This is a genomic window from Aggregatibacter segnis ATCC 33393, assembly GCF_000185305.1.
Taxonomy (GTDB): Bacteria; Pseudomonadota; Gammaproteobacteria; order Enterobacterales; family Pasteurellaceae; genus Aggregatibacter; species Aggregatibacter segnis.
Genome location: NZ_GL622200.1, coordinates 1,596,841 through 1,618,837 on the forward strand (window position 1 = coordinate 1,596,841; position 21,997 = coordinate 1,618,837).

General features: G+C 42.0%; 20 protein-coding genes and 1 tRNA gene. 13 read left to right on the forward strand and 8 right to left on the reverse strand.

Going from position 1 to position 21,997, the window contains the following annotated elements; genetic code table 11:
• Window positions 1–217: 217 nt before the first annotated feature.
• From HMPREF9064_RS01975 to HMPREF9064_RS01965, 3 genes are all read right to left on the reverse strand, one after another.
• A complete protein-coding gene (locus HMPREF9064_RS01975) occupies window positions 218–2,992 on the reverse strand; it encodes a TonB-dependent receptor domain-containing protein (RefSeq protein WP_006719257.1) in 2,775 nt (924 codons plus the stop codon).
• A gap of 245 nt (window positions 2,993–3,237) precedes the next feature.
• Entirely contained in the window at window positions 3,238–3,993 is a 756-nt protein-coding gene (locus HMPREF9064_RS01970) for a DeoR/GlpR family transcriptional regulator (RefSeq protein ID WP_006719259.1), read from the reverse strand.
• A gap of 64 nt (window positions 3,994–4,057) precedes the next feature.
• Window positions 4,058–4,933 carry a rhomboid family intramembrane serine protease gene (locus HMPREF9064_RS01965; protein WP_006719260.1) on the reverse strand — a complete coding sequence of 292 codons (876 nt, stop codon included), beginning with the start codon at window positions 4,931–4,933 and terminating at the stop codon, window positions 4,058–4,060.
• 41 nt (window positions 4,934–4,974) lie between these two features.
• On the opposite strand from HMPREF9064_RS01965, the gene HMPREF9064_RS01960 reads away from it, so the two are divergent.
• Window positions 4,975–5,289: a DUF5389 domain-containing protein gene (locus HMPREF9064_RS01960; protein ID WP_006719261.1), complete on the forward strand. Its 315-nt coding sequence runs from the start codon at window positions 4,975–4,977 to the stop codon at window positions 5,287–5,289.
• On the opposite strand, the gene glpE is transcribed toward HMPREF9064_RS01960, so the two are convergent.
• Window positions 5,286–5,612 (reverse strand): thiosulfate sulfurtransferase GlpE, encoded by a 327-nt coding sequence (glpE, locus tag HMPREF9064_RS01955; protein WP_006719262.1) that lies wholly within the window; start codon window positions 5,610–5,612, stop codon window positions 5,286–5,288. The genes HMPREF9064_RS01960 and glpE overlap by 4 nt on opposite strands.
• 391 nt (window positions 5,613–6,003) lie before the next feature.
• Here glpE and HMPREF9064_RS01950 point away from each other — a divergent pair, with 391 nt between their 5' ends.
• The 6 genes from HMPREF9064_RS01950 (at window position 6,004) to serA (ending at window position 10,594) form a co-directional block, all read left to right on the forward strand.
• The gene (locus HMPREF9064_RS01950; protein WP_006719264.1) at window positions 6,004–6,333 is read left to right on the forward strand and encodes a ComEA family DNA-binding protein; all 330 of its coding nucleotides are present in this window, start codon (window positions 6,004–6,006) and stop codon (window positions 6,331–6,333) included.
• 121 nt (window positions 6,334–6,454) lie between these two features.
• Window positions 6,455–7,054 carry an RdgB/HAM1 family non-canonical purine NTP pyrophosphatase gene (gene rdgB / locus HMPREF9064_RS01945; RefSeq protein ID WP_006719265.1) on the forward strand — a complete coding sequence of 200 codons (600 nt, stop codon included), beginning with the start codon at window positions 6,455–6,457 and terminating at the stop codon, window positions 7,052–7,054.
• Between the two features lie 39 nt (window positions 7,055–7,093).
• Window positions 7,094–7,417 (forward strand): YbjQ family protein, encoded by a 324-nt coding sequence (locus HMPREF9064_RS01940; RefSeq protein ID WP_006719266.1) that lies wholly within the window; start codon window positions 7,094–7,096, stop codon window positions 7,415–7,417.
• Window positions 7,417–8,586 carry a radical SAM family heme chaperone HemW gene (gene hemW, locus HMPREF9064_RS01935; protein WP_006719267.1) on the forward strand — a complete coding sequence of 390 codons (1,170 nt, stop codon included), beginning with the start codon at window positions 7,417–7,419 and terminating at the stop codon, window positions 8,584–8,586. Before HMPREF9064_RS01940 ends, hemW begins: the two co-directional genes overlap by 1 nt.
• A 100-nt stretch (window positions 8,587–8,686) precedes the next feature.
• Window positions 8,687–9,343 (forward strand): ribose-5-phosphate isomerase RpiA, encoded by a 657-nt coding sequence (gene rpiA, locus HMPREF9064_RS01930; protein ID WP_006719268.1) that lies wholly within the window; start codon window positions 8,687–8,689, stop codon window positions 9,341–9,343.
• 18 nt (window positions 9,344–9,361) lie between these two features.
• Entirely contained in the window at window positions 9,362–10,594 is a 1,233-nt protein-coding gene (serA, locus tag HMPREF9064_RS01925; RefSeq protein ID WP_006719269.1) for a phosphoglycerate dehydrogenase, read from the forward strand.
• A 66-nt stretch (window positions 10,595–10,660) separates the two neighbouring features.
• Here the strand turns inward: serA and HMPREF9064_RS01920 are convergent, their stop codons facing one another.
• Together HMPREF9064_RS01920 and dauA are read right to left on the reverse strand one after the other, a co-directional pair.
• Window positions 10,661–11,302 (reverse strand): bifunctional 4-hydroxy-2-oxoglutarate aldolase/2-dehydro-3-deoxy-phosphogluconate aldolase, encoded by a 642-nt coding sequence (locus tag HMPREF9064_RS01920; RefSeq protein ID WP_032997981.1) that lies wholly within the window; start codon window positions 11,300–11,302, stop codon window positions 10,661–10,663.
• A gap of 31 nt (window positions 11,303–11,333) precedes the next feature.
• Entirely contained in the window at window positions 11,334–13,082 is a 1,749-nt protein-coding gene (gene dauA, locus HMPREF9064_RS01915) for a C4-dicarboxylic acid transporter DauA (protein WP_006719271.1), read from the reverse strand.
• 156 nt (window positions 13,083–13,238) lie between these two features.
• On the opposite strand from dauA, the gene HMPREF9064_RS01910 reads away from it, so the two are divergent.
• The 6 genes from HMPREF9064_RS01910 (at window position 13,239) to hda (ending at window position 20,860) form a co-directional block, all read left to right on the forward strand.
• Window positions 13,239–13,328 (forward strand) — tRNA-Ser (locus tag HMPREF9064_RS01910).
• 192 nt (window positions 13,329–13,520) lie between these two features.
• On the forward strand, window positions 13,521–15,938 hold the full coding sequence (gene lon, locus HMPREF9064_RS01905; RefSeq protein ID WP_006719272.1) for an endopeptidase La: 2,418 nt from the start codon (window positions 13,521–13,523) through the stop codon (window positions 15,936–15,938).
• A 126-nt stretch (window positions 15,939–16,064) separates the two neighbouring features.
• Entirely contained in the window at window positions 16,065–17,912 is a 1,848-nt protein-coding gene (gene ppiD, locus HMPREF9064_RS01900; protein ID WP_006719273.1) for a peptidylprolyl isomerase, read from the forward strand.
• A gap of 126 nt (window positions 17,913–18,038) precedes the next feature.
• On the forward strand, window positions 18,039–18,665 hold the full coding sequence (upp, locus tag HMPREF9064_RS01895; RefSeq protein WP_006719274.1) for a uracil phosphoribosyltransferase: 627 nt from the start codon (window positions 18,039–18,041) through the stop codon (window positions 18,663–18,665).
• A 131-nt stretch (window positions 18,666–18,796) separates the two neighbouring features.
• Window positions 18,797–20,041, forward strand: coding sequence for a nucleobase:cation symporter-2 family protein (locus HMPREF9064_RS01890; protein WP_006719275.1), 1,245 nt, complete (start codon window positions 18,797–18,799; stop codon window positions 20,039–20,041).
• Between the two features lie 114 nt (window positions 20,042–20,155).
• Window positions 20,156–20,860: a DnaA inactivator Hda gene (gene hda, locus HMPREF9064_RS01885; protein WP_006719276.1), complete on the forward strand. Its 705-nt coding sequence runs from the start codon at window positions 20,156–20,158 to the stop codon at window positions 20,858–20,860.
• 6 nt (window positions 20,861–20,866) lie between these two features.
• On the opposite strand, the gene HMPREF9064_RS01880 is transcribed toward hda, so the two are convergent.
• Window positions 20,867–21,319 (reverse strand): methyltransferase family protein, encoded by a 453-nt coding sequence (locus tag HMPREF9064_RS01880; protein WP_006719277.1) that lies wholly within the window; start codon window positions 21,317–21,319, stop codon window positions 20,867–20,869.
• A gap of 54 nt (window positions 21,320–21,373) precedes the next feature.
• On the reverse strand, window positions 21,374–21,988 hold the full coding sequence (locus HMPREF9064_RS01875; protein ID WP_006719279.1) for a YfgM family protein: 615 nt from the start codon (window positions 21,986–21,988) through the stop codon (window positions 21,374–21,376).
• Window positions 21,989–21,997: the final 9 nt, after the last annotated feature.

A 21,997-nucleotide genomic window follows, 5' to 3' on the forward strand; every position in this document is an offset into this window, starting at 1 on the left:
TATATGATAAATAAAGAAATATAATATACAGTGAACAGGTGAACACCTTTTTATATAATTTTGAGCGTTGATAGAAATTAAATCTTTTTTCTCATTGGTTGTTCTTTAATGTAACCACGATTGTAACCACGGTATTTCAATAAAGATTCAACACATTGATAATTAAAGAATTATTCAATAATTTCAAGTCCTGTTGGGGCACCATTCTAAACTTCCTCTAAAATTGATAACTCAAGCTGAACACGATGGTTCGTCCTCTAGCATAGTTATTTAAAACAGATTGCGTTTTTCCGCCATGGCCATCCGTATGGCATAATTCTCCCGGTAAGCAAGGCTGTGATGGAGCGCTACTTACGCTACTGTAATAACGTTGTGTTGCCGCATCGTTACCGGCATCCAGCGGATCAATATACTTCTTATCAAACAAATTCTGAATTTCTGTTTTTAAAACCAGATTTTCAATCGGCTCATAACTGACATATAAATCAAAAATCAACGGCTGTTTTTCAATGGTTTCCGTTTCTTTAATTGCATGATGGCCACGTCTTAAGGCATTCTTCTCAAATGTGGTACCATCAATATACCGTTCCTCAATGGAAGCACGTTTACTTTCACCGTAATAGCGAACTGCACCGCCGACCGTTAATTTCCGATCAAACCAACGGCTACCAAGCTCAAGGCGACCATAATCTCTTGGTAACGCAGAAATTCGACTCAAGCCATAGCCCTGTTTCAAAATATCTTCTTTTGATGCGTTATTCGGACGAGGGCTGGCATCACTATAATTGGTCGGCTGATTGGTTCTTTGATAAGCGTACGAGAGATTCGTAAAGAATCTGCCCATATCATAATTTAACTCTAATTCCACACCGCTCTTTTTCACCGTTTTAGCATAATTACGATGAGCAATGGTAAATTGAAAACCGTTGCTTTCTGCCCAAGTAGGCGCTCCGCCTTGCCACCATTCGCCCCAAACATTATGAATATAATTTTTAATGTAACTACGATACCCGACGACTTTTATTCCTAGCACATCATCATTTTTCCAAACACCTTCCTTAAAGGTATTAAAACCCAATTGATAAGTCGAAGCACGCTCCGGTTTTAAATTCGTATTAACACCAGCATCAGAGACTTGAGAAAAATACATTTCCTGAATATTTGGCATACGGTTCGTTCTGGCATAGCCCACGAAAGGCATAAAGTAGTCATGAAGACGCGCACTGAAAATCGCAGAATGGTTTATTGCTATTTTGTGGCCGGCCCTTCTTTCTAAAGGTTCATAAATTTGACAACCGCCGTTAGGATCACAATATTTTTTATAAATTTGAGAATCCTTGCCAAAAGCTTTTTCAAAATCTTCCGGAGAATTATAGTAACTCGCATATTCCCCGTTAAATTTATACTTAATCAAATTCACACTGTAATCCAACTGATAGATATCGCGAGTCAGTGACGTATCTAAATAAAAGGTCTGAAATTTTTGCTCACCGGAAGGCTGCAAGATACTCGATTTTTGTGGCAATAAGCCTTTTGAACCTTTATAACGTCCTAGGAAATCGTATAAACCGCCCTGCTGTGAAGAACCGTCGTAAAATAAACTAAGCTCTTCAGGGAATCGATTTTTGCTATATTCATTTTTGAAGAAGTTAAAACCTAAGGTAGTTTTTAAATCAACGTCTTTTGGCAAGGTAAATGTGTAACTGTTACTGATGTCAAAAATATCAGCTGTATTTTTCGTTTCTAAATATTTCAACACTTCCCAGCCGGTAAATCGTGAACCTTGCGGATATTTGGATTTACCCACGTTATGCGCTAACAACAGCTTCATATCAACATAGCCATTATCATTGAAGTTATAATTAAGTTGATAATTACGGTTTTCAATTTTGCGCGTACCAATAGCATTATCCAAAGCACGTAATTGTAGATTTAACGTATGGCGATCGTCAGCATATTCAAACTTGACTAAATGACTATGAGCACTTTGACGAATACTGCTTGGATCCAATGGCGCCAAACGATATTGGTCGTTATTGCGCTCAAAAGCCGCGTTAGTTTCATCAATTTGTTTTTGTAATTCAGGAGAGTGTTCCGGATCTTGTAAAATTCGTCTTCGCTCCGCATTACGATAATAACTGCAAGGATAGGCCTCCGGTTGAGATGGTGTGGGGGCGTTACAAGCCCACATATTTTTATTCATATCCGGCATCCAACGGCCTTTAGCTTGATCAAATACAAACCCGGCTTCGGTAAATTCTTTCTTTTTTTGTTGTTGTAAAAAATCATCACCAACATCCGCAATTTTCTGACCACCTCCGCCGATTTTATAATCTTGCGACACTTCTCGGCGACTATAACCATACAACATGCCCATATAGCCACCATTATCCAGCCATTTTCGGGTAGCTGCCATCGCCATATAGTTGGATTTTGTTGCATTGGTGCCGGTCATCCCTTTGATAATAAAACCAATATTCTTATCCCCTACAATCACATCATTGACGCCCAATGTTCTGAAATTTGCCGAGCCATAAAGAGAATTCACACCGTTTGTGCCACTAAAATTCCCCTTCGTTAAATCAATGCCGGCAATAAAATTCGGATCTAATGATGCCCCGAATTGCGAATTCCCTCCGGCTTGCCCGGAGTCCATCGATGTGGAATAAAATGTTTGTGTAATGCCATCCACCATGGTGTTTGCCCTGCCGAATCCCGTTTCTCCACGAATATTTAACGACAACACACCGGAGCCTTTATCCTGTTGGGTAAATGCGCCCGGCATACTACGAACAACGTTATCAATGTTTTGTGTTTCTTTAAAAACATGTTCTCGCGTGCTTTTCGCTTTCGCTTCAGTAAACGGTTTTTTCTCATTAGCAATGATTCTTTCAACCACATCAATTTGGTCTAATTGCTCTTCAGCATAGGCAATGTTGATCACATTAAACACACAAAGTGTTATTACATTAAATTTTATGGCGTTACGCATTTTGCTCCTCAAGATCCTAATAAAAGTTTTTATCCAATAAAAAACAACATCACAAATAAACAAGCGATGACGTACATAAAAATTTATGAAAACGTATATTTATCCATTTTTGATGATGATCTTATTTTAAGTTGAAAAATAAGATTTAAGCAAATAAAAAATAAAGAAGAGAAAAAGAAACAAAAAAAGTGCGGTGAAAATCCACCGCACTTTTTGCTGGGAATGAAAGGAAAGCGGGTTAAACGCTAGCAAATAACAAGGTTGACGTTCTTATTTTTTAATAACTCATCAATGCTTGGCGGGACATCCGAATCGGTGAACACATACTCTACATCTGTAATGGCTCCCAGTTTGACCATTGCACGTCGACTAAACTTAGAATGGTCTGTTACCAACAAGGTATTACGAGAATTTTCAATGATCGCACGTTTTACTTGTACTTCATGATAATCGTAATCCAACAACGTACCGTCCAAATCAATGGCGCTGATACCTAATATCCCGAAATCCAAACGGAACTGTGATAAAAACTCCACCGTTGACTCACCGATAATGCCGCCATCTTGACGCAAAGACCCACTGGCAATGGTGATATCAAAAGAGTCATTTTGCATGAGAATATGTGCCGCGTTGAGGTTATTGGTCACAATACGTAGTTTTTGATGGGCTAATAAGGCAAAGGCAACCGCTTCAGAGGTTGTGCCGATATCAATAAAGAGTGAAGCTCCGTTGGGAATGAGTTGCACCACTTGATGCGCAATGCGATTTTTTTCTTGAGAGAAAAAGTGTTTGCGATCGTGATAATCGCTATTTTCTGCAGTAGAAGGTGAGGCCGCGCCACCATGATGACGGCGAATCACGTTCGCTTCTGCCAGTTCATTTAAATCACGTCGAATTGTTTGGGGGCTCACATCAAATAACGCCACCAACTCATCTGTACTTAAATATCCTTTTTGTTTAACCAATTCGACAATTTTTTGATGACGAAGAGATTGTCTCATGTGTATTCCTTAGTTGTTAAAATAACACTTCGGGCTGTTAATTTATCTTATTTTTACTCGAAGATCACGACTTTACGCGAATATTTCGATCCAAAAACGCCAATAACATTCCCACCAATAAACCGGAAATATGCGCCGTGTTGCCAATATTGATATCCACCAATGGACCGGCAAAGCCGAGCAAAATCCCCACCACTAACATATAAAAAAAGCCATCCGGCACTTCAAAATCGGTTTGTTTATTCAATTTATCCAATACAAACACATAGCCCAACACGGCATATACCACACCTGATAAACCGAAAAATGCCGGTCCGCTTGCGACGTTTTGCGCCACGCCGGTAATTACACCGGCAAGTAAATAAATCTGAAGTAATTTAATGCTCCCTAACTGCCGCTCAATCGCCCCACCAAAAATCCACCACCAGGTGAGATTAAACAAAATGTGCATATTGGATAAATGTACCAATGTATGGCTGAGATAACGCCAAATCTCGTCTTCTTGTTCCGGTTCAGCCGGGAAATGGGTGAGTAATAAAAGCGGTTCGGCAAAGCCTAAAAACATCAAAAGGTAAATCAAGGCACAAAGTGCGGTCAGAAAGACGGTTATTTTTTGCTGTTGGAAATAAGATAAAAAAGAAAAGCGGCTATTTGCCTGAGAGTTAGCGGAAGACACTTCATGAGAAACATTGAGTGGACTGACACCGTTTTGCCACGCTTGTGCATTTTTTCGTTCCAGCCATTCTGTTAGAAAAACCTCTGTTTCCTGTTCAATCGCCAAAAAGTGCGGTGTGTTTTCCGATAGAAAAACATGATATACCAGCTTGCCCTGCGCATTTTGGTTTTCTTCAACAAGCACTTCCGCGTGATATTTCGTACGAATATGCGCCTGAAAATCACGCACTAAGTCAGGGATTTCACTACCAAACAAATGCTGCATTTGCTATATTCCTTTTCCAAAATTTAATCGACGGAGAAAAAATGAGAAATTCAAATTTGCCTCAGGGATTTAGCCCGTTCACTTGGGCAATTGCTCTCTTTTGTTTACCTATTTTACTTTGGCCTTTGGCACAATTGGTTTCACCGCATTTATTGAACAATCCGCACCTCAGCGACATTCAAGTCCGCGTCATGTCAATTTTTCTCTGGTGTTATCCATTAGCATTAGTCATCCTAGCGCGGATTTTTTATCGACTACATCAACGCAAACCGGCTTTCGCACGTCGAGGTTTAGCCTTAAGTGCGGTCATATTTTACGGCGTTTTAGGTTATATCATCGCCGTTGGATTTAATTAATATGCCGTTTCCAGCGGTAAGTTAGCGTCCACCCAAGCGGCGAATCCACCTTGCACACTGTAAACCCTTTCATAGCCACGTTGCAGTAAAAACGTGGCAACACTGCGACTGCTCACGCCATGATAGCAACTCACCAAAATCGGCTGATCGTAGTCATATTCCGCTTCAAAATCCGGCCAAGTGTGTTCTGTTAAATTCACTGCACCTTGAGCATGAGAATAACTGAAGCGCGCCGAATCCCGCACATCTGCCAACACAGCGTTTTCATCCTTTTGTAACATTTCCCACGCTTGTTGAGGCGTAATTTCAATAAAATCTGTCATAACATCTTATTCATTAATACGTATTAAAGCTTATGTCATAAGGTATTTAGCCGTATATATCAACAACGATGTTTAAGCACTACCTTTCAACATAAAGTAAAAATAGTAACGATTGACTTACGGATAAACGATTTTCTTCCAAATACCAGTATAAAAGGTGGGCAAAATTAACCTTTTTCAGCCAAAAACTCAACGTTTTTTTAACAAATAAAATAGCGTTCAAAATCATCTCCCCTGACAAAACCGCCCTTATTTCTACCGCACTTTTTTTGTTTTGCGATCAAGCTCCCAAAAGTGCGGTCGTTTTCTCGTGCATTTTTTCGATTTTCGGCAAAGTACGCCCGTTGATTAATTCAACGTGTATTTAACTTTAGTCTGAAAAGGAATCACTATGAAAGTAATGAAACATCTTTTGGCTTCTCTGTTCGTGTTAGGAACGGTGTTTACCGGCACTGCCATGGCAGCAGAAAAGGCGGCAGAACCTGCAGCGCAAACAGAGCAACCTGCCGCAACGGCCGCTGTTAGCCAGAAAGTCAACATCAACACGGCCTCTGCCGCCGAAATTCAAAAAGCGCTTGTGGGTATTGGCGCGAAAAAAGCGGAAGCCGTCGTGCAATACCGTGAAAAACACGGGGCGTTTAGTGCTGTCGAGCAATTATTAGAAGTGCAAGGTATCGGCAAAGCTACGCTCGAAAAAAATCGCGATCGCATCGCACTTTAATCTCTCTCCTCTAACATTGTTTTTATGTAAGACGAGGCAATGCGCCTCGTCTTTTTTATTGGGTGCGTTATAATACGAGGCATTTTTCAACCGCACTTAACAAAATAAGTAAGAGAACAACATGAAACAAAAAATTGTTTTAGCCACCGGTAATCAGGGTAAAGTCAGAGAAATGGCAGATGTGTTAGCCGATTTCGGTTTTGAGGTTATCGCCCAAACCGACTTAGGCATCGACAGCCCGGAAGAAACCGGCTTGACCTTCGTAGAAAACGCCATTTTAAAAGCACGTTATGCGGCGGAAAAATCCGGATTACCGGCGATTGCTGACGATTCAGGCTTAGTGGTTGACGCATTAAACGGCGCGCCAGGCTTATATTCTGCACGTTATGCCGGGGTAGATGGTGAACAGGCTGATGCAAAAAATCGTGAAAAATTGTTAGCGGAATTGGCGAATGTGCCCACCGAACACCGCAGTGCGCAATTTGTTAGCACCATCGTCTTATTACAACATCCAACGGATCCCTCACCGATCATTGCGCAAGGCGCATGTCACGGTGTCATTACTTTTGAAGAAAAAGGCGACAATGGCTTTGGTTATGACTCACTCTTTTTCAGCCCGGAAACAGGTTGCACCTTTGCCGAACTGGAAACTGCCGAGAAAAAGAAAATCTCCCACCGTGCCCGTGCATTAAGCGCGCTTAAAGCGCAATTGGACGCATAAAGTGCGGTCAGTTTTCATAACGAATTTGAAGGACAAAAAATGATTATTACTACCACGCCTCACATCGAAGGCAAGCAAATTGTCGAATATAAACAACTGGTATTCGGCGAAGTCGTTGCCGGTTCGAATTTTATCCGCGACTTTTTTGCCGGCATTACCGACATTATCGGTGGACGCTCAGGCATGTATGAATCGCGCATTACCAAATCGCGCAAAGAAGCGTTAGATGAAATGCAGAAAAACGCTCAAGCATTAGGCGCTAACGCCGTTGTGGGCGTAGAAGTTAATTACACCACCATCACCTCCGATGCCAAAAGCATGTTTATGATTGTGGCAAGTGGTACCGCGGTGGTCGTTCGCTAATGATAACACCGCCGTTAAATCCGTTGCTGTTACCACCGCTGAGTTTATACATCCATATTCCGTGGTGTGTGCAAAAATGCCCGTACTGCGATTTTAACTCACATGCGCAAAAAGGCTCTATTCCTGAACAGGAGTATGTGCGCCATTTACTTGCCGATTTAACGGCGGATTTATCACGTTATCAGGAAAGCGTGCAACAACGCTCATTGCATTCGATTTTTATCGGTGGCGGCACACCGAGCCTGTTTAGCGCAGAAAATATTGCGTTTTTATTACATCAAATCGAGCAACGCATTCCTTTTGCACCTCATATTGAAATTACCCTCGAAGCCAATCCTGGCACGGCTGAAGCCGAACGTTTTTTAGGTTATGTACAAGCCGGCGTCAATCGTATTTCCATGGGCATTCAAAGTTTTTCCGATGAAAAATTACAAAAATTGGGGCGTATTCATAATGCTGCCGAGGCAAAAAGTGCGGTAGGTTTCGCCCGTGTTTCTTCTCTGCGTATTTTTAATTTGGATTTAATGCATGGTTTACCCAACCAAACCTTAAACGAAGCCTTAGATGATTTACGCCAAGCCATTGAACTGGCACCGCCGCATTTGTCTTGGTATCAGCTCACCATCGAGCCGAATACGATGTTTGCTTATCGTCCGCCGAAACTGCCTGATGACGACGAATTGTGGGATATTTTTGAACAAGGGCATCAATTATTAACGGCTGCCGGCTATCAACAATATGAAACTTCAGCCTACGCCAAACCGGGGTTTCAGTGCCAACACAACTTAAATTATTGGCGCTTTGGTGATTATCTTGCCATTGGTTGCGGTGCGCACGGCAAACTCAGTTTTCCAAGCGGAAAAATTTTGCGTTACAGCAAAACTAAACACCCAAAAGGCTACATGCGTGGCGAATATTTATATGAAGAACGGGACGTCAGCGCCGAAGATCGCCCTTTTGAATTCTTTATGAATCGGTTTCGCTTATTGGAAGCCGTGCCGAAAAGTGAATTTGAACAATTCACCGGCTTGTCATTAAGTGCGGTAGATAAAACGATGACTTGGGCGCTGGATCAAAAATTCATCACGGAAACCGACCGCACTTGGCAAGTCACCGAGCACGGAAAACTGTTTTTAAACGAGTTATTAGAAGCCTTTTTGCCGGAATAACGGATCTCTACTTGTTTATGCCAAGGAAACTGATTAAAGTAAATGCAATCGTTTACGCGATTTAACCGCGTAATTTTGTGATGTGATGTAAGGAGAAAAAATGAATCAACTTGAAATGAAAAAAATCGCCGCGCAAGCGGCTTTGCAATTTGTAAAGCCGGATATGATCGTGGGCGTGGGGAGCGGTTCGACCGTGAATTGCTTTATCGAAGCCTTGGGAACGCTAAAAGATCAAATTAAAGGCGCTGTAGCAGCATCGAAAAATTCAGAAGAACTCCTCCGCCAGCAAGGTATTGAAGTTTTCAGTACGAATGACGTTTCCAGTTTAGATATTTATGTGGATGGCGCCGATGAAATCAATCCACAAAAAATGATGATCAAAGGCGGCGGTGCGGCATTAACCCGTGAAAAAATTGTGGCTGCACTTGCAAAAAATTTCATCTGCATCGTGGATAGCAGCAAACAAGTGGATGTGTTAGGCTCAACTTTCCCATTACCCATTGAAGTTATCCCCATGGCACGTTCGCAAGTGGCACGTAAATTAGTCACACTTGGCGGTGCACCGGAATACCGCGAAGGCGTCGTGACCGATAACGGCAACATCATTTTAGACGTACATAATTTTGCCATTATGAATCCGGTGGAAATGGAAAAAGAATTAAATAACATTGCAGGCGTCGTCACTAACGGCGTATTCGCTTTACGCCCGGCAAACACCGTAATTGTCGGCACACCGGACGGTGCAAAAATCATTTAAAAATAATCGGAGACAAATATGACATCAAAAGTTTCATTAGATAAAAATAAAATCAAATTTGTGTTGTTGGAAGGAGTTCACCAAAGCACTCTAGACACCTTGCACGCCGCAGGTTACACCAACATTGATTACTACAAAAAAGCGTTGGACGGCGATGAATTAAAAGAAGCCATCAAAGATGCCCACTTTATCGGCTTACGCTCCCGCACCCATTTAACTGAAGAAATGATCGCAGCCGCACCGAAATTGATCGCCATCGGCTGTTTCTGTATCGGCACCAACCAAGTGGATTTAAATGCGGCGAAAGTACGCGGTATTCCGGTCTTTAATGCGCCGTTCTCTAATACGCGTTCTGTAGCAGAATTAGTGTTAGGTGAAATCCTATTATTAATGCGTAATATTCCCCAAGCCAATGCAGACGTACACCGCGGTTTATGGAATAAATCGGCGGTGGGTTCACACGAAGTACGTGGCAAAAAATTAGGGATCGTGGGTTACGGCCATATCGGTTCACAACTCAGTATTATTGCTGAATCCATGGGTATGGATGTTCACTTCTATGACATTGAAAACAAACTGCCTCTTGGCAACGCCAAACAAGTTCGTAGCTTGGAAGAATTGCTCGGTTCTTGCGATGTCATTTCCCTGCACGTACCTGAATTGCCATCTACCCGCAATTTAATCAGCGCAGAACGTATTGCCCAATTAAAACAAGATGCCATTCTGATTAACGCGGCACGCGGGACTGTCGTGGACATTGACGCGTTAGCCAAAGCATTAGAAGAAGGCAAAATACGCGGTGCAGCAATCGACGTATTCCCGGAAGAACCGGCATCTATTAACGAAGAATTTATTTCCCCATTACGCAAATTCGATAATGTGATCTTAACGCCGCACATCGGTGGTTCTACCGCGGAAGCACAAGAAAATATTGGATTTGAAGTCGCCGGTAAATTTGTGAAATATTCCGACAACGGCTCAACTTTGTCTTCCGTTAACTTCCCGGAAGTGTCTCTACCGGAACACGAAGGCTCCAAACGCTTGTTGCACATTCACGAAAACCGCCCGGGTATCTTGACCAAAATCAACCAAATTTTCGTTGAAGCTAATGTCAATATCGCTGCGCAATACTTACAAACCGATCCCAAAATCGGCTATGTGGTGATCGATGTGGAAACCGACGATTCCGCACCATTGCTTGATAAATTGCGTCATATTGAGGGCACAATTCGCACTCGCGTATTGTTCTAAAAATAAAAAAGTGCGGTGGATTTTGAACCTGTTTTTAAATCCACCGCACTTTTTTGTTGCCGTTAACTACGAATTAACCCATTCCACAACATCTTTTGTTAATCGCCCAATTTCCTGCCAATTTTTCGCATTAATCAGATTCTTCTCAACAAACCAAGAACCACCACATGCCAATACATTTGGAATCGCCAAATACTCCTTAATATTCTGCATCCCAATGCCACCTGTAGGCATGATGCCTAACTGAGAATAAGGCCCTAACAAGGCTTTGATCATTTTCACCCCACCCGAAGCCTCCGCCGGAAAGAATTTCACGGTTTCGATCCCTATGTCTAATGCCGCTTCAATAGCCATCGGATTATTCACTCCCGGTGTGATCGGGAAGTCTAAATCTTGGCATAATTGCACAATTTTCGGATTCAACCCTGGTGTAACCACAAAATCAGCCCCACTGTTTTTTGCGGCGACAACCTGCTCAGCATTTAACACTGTTCCAGCAGCAATCAAAAAGTCCGGTCGCTGTTGACGTAATAAACGAATCGCTTCTGCAGCAGCAGATGAACGAAATGTAATTTCCGCTACCGGTAAACCATTGTTTGCTAAGGTATCCGCCAAAGGCAAAATATCTACCGCTCGCTCTAAGGCAATCACCGGCACAACTTTAAGTTCGCGAAGTTGCTCGGTAATTTGGGCTAACGTCAAAGACATACTCTCTCCTTTTTTATCTTTTATTATCCGGCTATTGTTTAATTTCAATGCCTTCGAACTCCCGAATTTTATTCAGCGCCTCCGCCAAATCCGCCGTGAAATTAATTTTTTTAATCTCCGGCAAGCTACCGGATTTCACGATAGTACGTAACGGTTGGAATTGCATATTGCACATATAAAGCTGTTGATGTGGGAGCATATGTTGCACAAAACGTGTAAGTGCGTGAATTCCCCCGGTGTCCAATACCGTTACCGCATCGCATTGTAAAACAATATGTTTAATTTCGTGGTCGGTGTGTACGGTCTTATCATGTAAATCAGCAAACAAATTATCTGCTGCAGCGAAAAAGAGCGGTCCGCTAATACGATAAATTAAGACATCATCTAAATCCTCCGGTACAGCAATACTGATAGATTTAGTCATTTCAGCGATGGTGCGAATAAACAGCAAGCTTGCCAACAACACGCCCACAGAAATGGCGATCACCATATCGAATAACACGGTCAACACCAAGCAAACCAATAACACGGTGATTTCATTACGTCCTGAGCGACGAATTAACTGAATAATTTGTGTCAAGTCCGCCATGTGCCAAGCCACCACCAGCAATAATGCTGCCATAGACGACAACGGCAAATAGGAAAGTGCCGGCGCAAAAAATAACAAGGCCAACAAGACTAATAGCGCATGCACCACGCCGGAAAGTGGTGACACCGCCCCCGATTTAACATTAACGGCTGAACGGGCAATTGCCGCAGTGGCGGTTATACCACCGAAGAACGGAGAGGCAATGTTGCCTAAACCTTGCGCCAATAATTCGTTATTAGAATGGTGCTTGGTGTCCGTCATGTTATCTAACACAACAGCACATAATAGCGACTCAATGGCGCCCAATACCGCCATTGAGAATGCAGCAGGAAGTAGTCGTTGAATGGTATCGAAATTCCAATCAATTACGTTGCCATGAAGATCGGGAATATTCCACGGCAGTACAAATTCAGGCAAAACATTTGGAATACCAAAACCGGTGCTACCATCAGAAAGCGTGTATTGGAATTGTGTCCCGATAGTCGCCACAGAAAATCCAAAATGGGTTAAACCTAAAGATAATAATGTCGCAATAATCACCGCCGGCAAATGGCCTGGGATCGGTAAACGAAGTTTATGCCATTGGGTTAATACGATCAGTGTGATAATGCCTACTGCGGTATCCGCCCAGCTGATACTTGGAAGTGCGGTCAAAATAACTTGTACTTTTTCAAGGTAATGAGAAGGCATTTTTTCAATGCTTAAGCCGAGAAAATCCTTAATTTGCAACGTGGCAATCACAATACCAATCCCCGATGTAAAACCGAGCGTCACCGGCAACGGAATATATTCAATTAATCGCCCTAAACGGAACAGCGCCATTAACACTAAAATGATGCCCGACAATAACGTAGCCATCAACAAACCGCTTAGCCCGAATTGTTGCGTCACAGGATATAAAATCACCACAAACGCCGCGGTAGGCCCAGAAATATTAAAACGGGATCCGCCGGTTAATGCGATAATCATCCCCGCAATAATCGCTGTGTATAGACCATGTTGCGGCGGTACGCCACTGGCAATCGCCAATGCCATAGAAAGTGGAATAGCAATAATACCAACCGTCAAACCGGCAATAATGTCTTTAACCAAATAACGGGAGCTATAACCCGCGCGAAAGCTGTCTTTCAACGCACTGAAAGGTTTCACCGCAAGAAACACATTTTTAGAAAGAAACCATTTTTTTAACATAATTCATAATCGTAGATGAGAAATTGAATGGAATAACCATGAGTGGACGCTTATTTTACCTGATTATTGGCGAAATTTTTATCGTCTGATGGGACAAATCATAAAAATACTTGACGAGGCTCAATGAAATCCTTATAGTTCGCACGTCCTAATCACGGTGAGATGTCCGAGTGGTTGAAGGAGCACGCCTGGAAAGCGTGTATGTGGGAAACTGCATCGAGGGTTCGAATCCCTCTCTCACCGCCATTCTTAATGAATTTTCTTTTTTAATCTTTATTTGTTCCAATCTATTTCAGTTATACTGAGCAACATTTTCAACAATAAAACACGTTAAAAAATCACCGCATTTTTATGTGTTGGCATCTCCTTTTGATGCTTGAATTTACGGAATCCACCCCAATATTAGGCGAAATCAGCGGAATTTAGATAAGAGAGTACATGATGAGAGCAAAAAAATCAGAATTACAAACCATACCGGTATTGCCATTGCGCGATGTCGTCGTGTTTCCTTTTATGGTCATGCCGTTATTTGTAGGCAGACCAAGATCCATTAGCAGCCTTGATGATGCCATGAATAATGGCAAACAGCTGTTATTGGTTTCGCAAAAACAGGCAGAATTAGAAGAACCGTCCATTGACGATTTATATGATGTCGGCACCATTGCCAATATTATCCAGTTGCTCAAACTTCCTGATGGCACCGTGAAAGTGTTAGTAGAAGGACAACAGCGCGCCAAAATTCATCAAATTGAAGATTCCGGTGAACATTTTCAAGCACAGGTAGAACCGCTTAATAGCACGCTTGGTAATAAAAAAGAATTACAAGTTGTTCACAAAGCAGCCTTAGATGAATTCCAAAACTATGTGAATTTGAACAAGAAAGTACAGCCGGATATTCTTTCCGCACTTCAACAAATTGAAAATTTGGAACAAGTTAGTGACACCTTAGCCTCCCATTTACCGGTTTCCGTTGCCCAAAAACAAACCGTATTAGAAATGACCAATGTAGTGGAACGTTTTGAGTATTTGCTGGGTTTAATGCAGTCCGAAGCGGATCTATTACAGGTGGAAAAACGCATTCGTAGTCGCGTAAAAAAACAAATGGAAAAAAGTCAGCGCGATTATTACTTAAATGAACAAATTAAAGCCATTCAAAAAGAACTTGGCGAAGAAGAAAATGCGATAAGTGAAATTGAACAGCTTCGTCAAAAAATTGAAGAGGCAAGAATGCCTTTGGAAGCACGTGAAAAAGCCGAAGCTGAATTGCAAAAACTGAAAATGATGTCGCCAATGTCGGCTGAAGCCACTGTTGTGCGCAGTTATATTGACTGGATGATTCAAGTGCCTTGGCATAAACGCACCAAAGTGAAAAAAGATCTCGCGAAAGCGCAAGAAATTTTAGATGCCGATCACTATGGTTTGGAGCGCGTGAAAGAGCGTATTTTGGAATACCTTGCCGTGCAAACCCGTTTAAATCAATTAAAAGGGCCAATTCTTTGCTTGGTAGGTCCTCCTGGTGTCGGTAAAACTTCGTTAGGACAATCTATTGCCAATGCAACAGGGCGCAAATATGTGCGCATGGCATTAGGCGGCGTGCGTGATGAAGCCGAAATTCGTGGTCACCGGAAAACCTATATTGGTTCTTTGCCAGGCAAATTGATTCAAAAAATGGCAAAAGTCGGTGTAAAAAACCCGCTCTTTTTGTTAGATGAAATCGATAAAATGTCTTCTGATATGCGTGGTGATCCAGCTTCTGCTTTATTAGAGGTATTGGATCCGGAACAAAATGCCCATTTCAACGATCATTATTTGGAAGTGGACTACGATTTATCCGATGTCATGTTTGTGGCGACCTCAAACTCCATGCACATTCCAACGCCATTATTAGATCGTATGGAAGTGATTCGTTTATCCGGTTATACGGAAGATGAAAAACTGAATATCGCCACTCGCCATTTGATCAACAAACAAATGGAACGCAACGGGCTAAAAACCAGAGAATTAATCATTGATGACAGCGCGATCGTGGATATTATCCGCTATTACACTCGTGAAGCCGGTGTGCGTAATTTAGAACGTGAAATTTCAAAAATCTGCCGTAAAGCCGTAAAAACCTTACTGTTAGATAAGAAATTAAAATCCATCAAAGTGACGGCGAAAAATCTACACGATTACCTTGGTGTGAAACGCTTTGAATTTGGTCGTGCAGATACGCAAAATCGTGTTGGCGAAGTCACTGGTTTGGCATGGACGGAAGTCGGCGGCGATTTACTGACGATTGAAACCGCCTCCGTGCCGGGCAAAGGCAAACTCAGTTACACTGGCTCCTTGGGGGATGTCATGAAAGAATCCATTCAAGCGGCAATGACTGTCGTACGCGCACGTGCAGATAAATTAGGTATTAATCCGGAATTCCACGAAAAACGTGACATTCACATTCACGTTCCGGACGGTGCGACACCAAAAGACGGTCCGAGCGCAGGGATTGCTATGTGTACCGCATTAGTGTCCTGTTTAACCGGTAATCCAGTGAAATCGGAAGTGGCGATGACCGGTGAAATCAGCCTACGTGGCAAAGTATTACCAATTGGCGGTTTAAAAGAAAAATTACTGGCAGCTCACCGTGGCGGTATTAAAACCGTCATTATTCCAAAAGATAATGTGAAAGATTTGGAAGATATTCCGGAAAACGCCAAACGTGATTTGAACATTCACGCGGTAGAAACCATCGATGAAGTGTTAACTATTGCGTTGGAAAATCCACCTAGCGGTGTTGAGTTCGTAAAGCTTGAACCGATTTCTGCGGTGAAAAGCAGTCGTCGTAAGAAAAGTATTTCTCCAAGTGCGGTCAATTAATTAAACGTTTTTAAAAAGCCAAATTATCATCGAATAATTTGGCTTTTTTTATTTTGCTAGTGCGTGTAAAGGCGCTTTAGATTATAATCGTGCAAATTTTTGCTTTATTTTTATAGGATACGTTTCATGGTAATGGAAAAACTACACGGAGCCTCAACTAACTGGGCTTCCAAGTTTCTTTTTGGTTTTATTACTGTCACATTTGTTATCAGCTCGATGGCGGGTTATCTTTATACCCGAGTAGATAACTCAGCAGCAAAAGTGAACGGAGAAGAAATTTCACAACAAGCGTTTCAAAATCAATACAATATTGCATCACGTAATTTAACGCCTCAAGAAATCGATTCACCGGCACAAGTGGCCAATCTTAAACGTCAAGTACTTGCCTCTTTAATTGATCAAGAACTACTACGCCAATACGCTAACGAACTTAAATTAGGTGTTAGCGATGCACGTATTAAACAAGAAATCGTCACCACGCCGACATTCCAAAATAATGGCAAATTTGACAATACGCTCTATCAACAAACACTACAAAATAATGGGATTTCTGCTGAAACCTATGCCGGTTATGTTCGCGAAGCATTACGCCTGGAACAATTACAAAGCGGTTTAGGCACTACTACCTTTAGCGTCCCTGCTCAACAAGAAAAATTAACAAAACTTTTCTTCCAAAGCCGTCAAATTCGTTTAGCAAATTTATCTTTAGCCAATGAAATTGCCAAACAAGAAGTTAGCGATGAAGAAATTCAAGCTTACTATGATGCACACAAAGCTGAGTTTACGATTCCGGAAACCGTAAAAGTACAATACCTCGACTTATCCGGCGCGGCGATGGAGAACAATATCAACATTACTGATGTAGAAATTGCACAATATTATCAAGATAATAAACCTCAATTCACAACCCAAGGACAACAACGCTTAGCCCATATTCAAGTAAAAACAGAACAGCAAGCACAAGAGTTATACCAACAGCTACAAAATGGGGCTAATTTTGCAGATTTAGCCAAAAATCACTCGATTGATCCAACCAGTGCTGAGCGAGGCGGTGATTTAAGTTGGGTAAGTGCGGGTGAATTTCCAAAAGTTTTTGAAGATGCTGCAAATGCCTTAGCCGTTGGACAATATAGCCAACCGGTAAATCTTGACAATCACTACCATATTATTTTGGTAGAAGAACGCAAAGAACCACAGTTACAACCACTAGAAAGCGTAAAAGCACAGATCGCGGCACAAATCCGTCAAAACTTAGTCAATACACAATTTTATTCCATTGAAAAACGTGTTGCAGAAAAAGCATTTGAAGATCCTTCTTCATTGAATGCAGCTGCAGAAGTAGGCGGTGTCAAAGTACAAGAAACGGCATATTTTTCTCGTGATGATATTCCTGCTGAGCTCAATTATCCTAATGTCGTTTCTGCGGTTTTCGATTCTGATCTGTCCCAGGGCGGTAGCAACTCTGAACCGATGAACGTGGGTGAACAACATTCTGTCGTCGTTCGTGTGCTTGATCATAAACCTCAAAGCATCAAAACATTAGATGAAGCCAAAGCTGACATTACCGCACATTTAAAACATCAAAAAGCAGAAGCAGTCGTATTAGCTCAAGCAGAACAAATTGTCCAAAATTTATCTGAAGGCAAGTCTGTTGAAGGCGTAAAATTTAGTGCAGAACAAACTTGGGTCTTTGCCGAAAATAAAGATCCTGTGTTAAACAATACGGTATTTTCCATGGCGAAGCCGGAAGAAGGTAAAACTACCTATAAAGCCGCTAGCAATGCAAATGGTGATGTCGTTATCATTGCATTAGATAAAGTGGTTGATGGTAAATTAACCGAACAAGAGCAAAAACAATTTGCCGTGCAAATTGAGCAGCTCTCTCAAGTGAGCTTACAAAACAGTTTATTAAATGCTCTACGCGCTAAAGCGAAAATTAAGATAAACGACTCATTTATTAACCAAGAGCAATAATCAAGCGTAATGCCTATGATTTCATAGGCATTATTTTTGAGCTAAATTTGAGAAGCAACAGGCTTTGATGTATTATTCCGCGATTTATTTTTTCGCGGCGAACCGTCTAATATTAAGGAGATAAAAATGAAATTAGTTGAAGTCAAACACCCTTTAGTGAAACACAAATTGGGTTTAATGCGCGCAGCGGAAATTAACACGAAAAAATTCCGTGAATTGGCAACAGAAGTCGGAAGTCTATTAACTTATGAAGCGACATCCGATTTAGAAACGGAAAAAGTTATTATTGACGGTTGGTGCGGCCCGGTTGAGATTGACCAAATCAAAGGTAAAAAAGTCACTGTGGTACCGATTCTACGTGCAGGCCTTGGCATGATGGACGGTGTGTTAGAGCATGTTCCAAGTGCGCGTATCAGCGTTGTCGGTATGTACCGTAATGAAGAAACCCTTGAGCCGGTACCTTATTTCCAAAAATTAGCCAGCGATTTAGATGAACGTTTAGCTATCGTTGTTGACCCGATGCTAGCAACCGGTGGCTCCATGATTGCAACCATCGATTTGCTCAAACAAAAAGGGTGTAAACACATTAAAGTTTTAGTATTAGTTGCCGCACCGGAAGGTCTTGCCGCATTAGAAAAAGCGCATCCGGACATTGAATTATACACCGCGGCAATTGATGATCACTTAAACGAAAACGGTTATATCATTCCGGGTTTAGGTGATGCAGGCGATAAAATTTTCGGTACGAAATAATGCTAAACCGGAAATTTTATTAACAGGTTAGGCGGATTTTTATCCGCCTCTTTTGCGGCAAAAAGAAATGAAAATGTTTCTAAAAATGACCGCACTTTTTAAGTTAATTCAGGCAGAGAGTTGAAACTTACATGACACATACAACACAAGCTCCAATTACGGAGCAACAGAGTTCCGTTAAACAAGCGTTTGTGGGTTTACAAATGCTATTCGTTGCCTTTGGTGCATTGGTTTTAGTACCGTTAATTACCGGATTAGATGCCAATACCGCCTTGCTCACCGCTGGTATCGGTACCTTATTATTCCAACTTTGCACCGGCAAACAAGTGCCGATTTTCTTGGCGTCTTCTTTTGCCTTTATTGCCCCGATTCAATACGGCGTCGCCACTTGGGGTATTCCGGCTACCATGGGCGGTTTAGCCTGTGCCGGTTTGGTTTATTTAGCGCTGAGTACATTAGTCAAATTGCGTGGTGCTGCGGCATTAGAACGCATTTTTCCTCCTGTGGTTGTAGGCCCCGTTATTATTATCATCGGTATGGGCTTAGCACCGGTCGCCGTCGATATGGCTCTCGGTAAAAATAACGCTTACCAATACAATGATGCTGTTTTAGTGTCTATGGTAACCCTCATCACAACCTTGTGCGTGGCGGTCTTCTCCAAAGGGCTAATGAAACTTATCCCAATTATGTTCGGTATCACCGTCGGTTATGTTCTATGCCTTTTCATGGGGCTCATTAATTTCCAACCGGTTTTAGAGGCGCCTTGGTTTAGTTTGCCAAACATCACCACACCTGAATTTAAATTGGAAGCCATTTTATATTTACTGCCAATTGCCATTGCACCCGCCGTGGAGCACGTAGGCGGCATTATGGCGATTAGTTCCGTCACCGGCAAAGACTTCATCAAAAAACCTGGCTTACATCGCACTTTATTGGGTGATGGTATCGCAACGAGCGCAGCATCATTATTAGGTGGTCCACCAAATACGACCTATGCAGAAGTCACAGGTGCGGTCATGCTAACCCGTAATTTCAATCCAAATATCATGACTTGGGCGGCAGTCTGGGCAATTGCTATTTCCTTCTGTGGAAAAGTCGGTGCCTTTTTATCTACCATCCCAACCATTGTAATGGGCGGTATCATGATGTTGGTATTCGGATCCATTGCTGTTGTGGGTATGAGCACCCTAATCCGCGCCAAAGTCGATGTCACCGAGGCACGTAACCTTTGCATCATTGCGGTGGTCATGACATTTGGTATCGGTAACATGTTCGTTGATGTCGGTGGCGTATCCTTAAAAGGAATCAGCCTTTGTGCCGTGGTTGCTATCATTTTGAACTTGGTATTACCTAAAGCGAAAAACGAAGCCGCATAAAACGCATATGTAACAGTCATTAGCGGAAAGGAAAAATATCCGCTAATGACTTTCTAATTTTAAAAATTTCGTTTATTCTTACCGCACTTTATTTCAGCATTTTCGGTATTTGATTTGAGCGAGCCATATTTCCAACTTCCTCTCCCCATCCATCAATTTGATAATGACACCCTGGAAAATTTCTACGCGGAAAACAATCAGCTTCTGCTCAGCTCGCTACAAAAAAACTTTTCCCATCTCAACCAACCTTTTTTCTATCTTTGGGGTCAGCGTAGTTGCGGGAAAAGCCATCTATTAAAAGCCATTTGTCATCATTACCTAACGCATCAACGCCCTGCCTTATACGTGCCTTTGAATAAAGCACAATATTTCTCTCCGGCAGTACTGGAAAATCTAGAGCAACAAGAATTAGTGTGTTTGGATGATTTACAAGAGGTGATAGGAAATCCGGATTGGGAGCTGGCCATTTTCGATTTAATTAATCGAATCCGAGAAACCGGAAAAACGCTTTTAGTGATCAGCGCGGATCAATCTCCGACCAATTTATCGGCTCATTTACCGGATTTGGCGTCTCGTCTAACATGGGGCGAAGTGTATCAATTAATGCCGTTAAATGATCAACAAAAAATAACTGTCTTACAACTGGCGGCACATCAACGCGGCATTGAATTACCTGACGAAACCGCCAATTTTCTCTTCAAACGTTTAGAACGCGATATGAAAACCTTATTTAATGCGTTAGAAAAACTCGATCAGGCCTCATTACAGGCGCAACGTAAACTAACGATTCCCTTCGTTAAAGAGATTTTATCTTTATAGTGGCAGTTACAGCCATCTCCGCGTACGCCGACAATAGTCTGTAAACGCAGCCCCAAATAAACGCTTGAGCCCTTTTTCTTCCGGTTTAATTTGAAACTTAGTGACGTACCAAATAAATAACCCCACGCCAAACAACGCCGACAGTGAACCGAGATAAACCATCCAAGCCAATAAAATAAAAACAAAGCTGAGATACATTGGATTTCTACTCAATCGATAAACACCACCGGTGACTAATTGAGAAGCCGTTTTAAGTTGAAAGGGATTCAAGGTTGTTTTCGCCAATAAAAATTGCAAAACACTGGCTGCCCCAATGGCGCAACCCATTCCGCCGAATACCATCACCAACCCCAAAGAAGAGGGAAATTGCAGAACAGGCGGAAGGCATTTCATCAACAATGCACAAAAAACAAAAATTAACGGTGGTGGAACCAGAATGTGGCGTTTATTCAATGACATAGACATACCTTATTCAGGACAAAAGAAAGGCTTGGGAAAACCAAGCCTTAAAAACTATAAATTATTTAACCGTACTTGAATGAGTTGTTGCTCTAACGGCGTAGCATTCTGTTGAGCTTGTTGATAAGCGCTTTTCGCTGCATCCTTATCGCCTTTCGCCAACTGAATATCGCCGACCAACATATTCTTAGCGCCATTCCAAGCTTGCTCTTTCACTAATTTCAAACTTTCCAACGCAGGATCAAATTGCCCAAGTTGGAATTGCACCGCAGCCAAACGTAATGCACTGACAGAAGATAAAACATCATCCGTTGATTGTGCTACTGCCTGTTTTAACGCGTCTTCAGCCTGTGCAAAATCTTGATTCTCTACCGCAATCTTTGCTTTATCTAACAACGCTAACACCGCATAGCCGGTTTTCTCATTATTTTTGATAAATTGAGAAAACTGCTCTTCTTGTGCTTTCGGATCTTTTGCATAGTTAAACAACACTTGCTCATACTCGGCAGAGGCATTGTGGATTTTCTGTAACTGATGAGATTGCCAGTAGTTCCAACCGAATACGCCACCAAATGCAATGACAAAACAAACAATAATAAACTTATAGTTTTCTTGCCACCACGCTTTAATAGCACTGAGTTCTTGTTCTTCTTCAATGGTATACGCCATGTTTTTTCC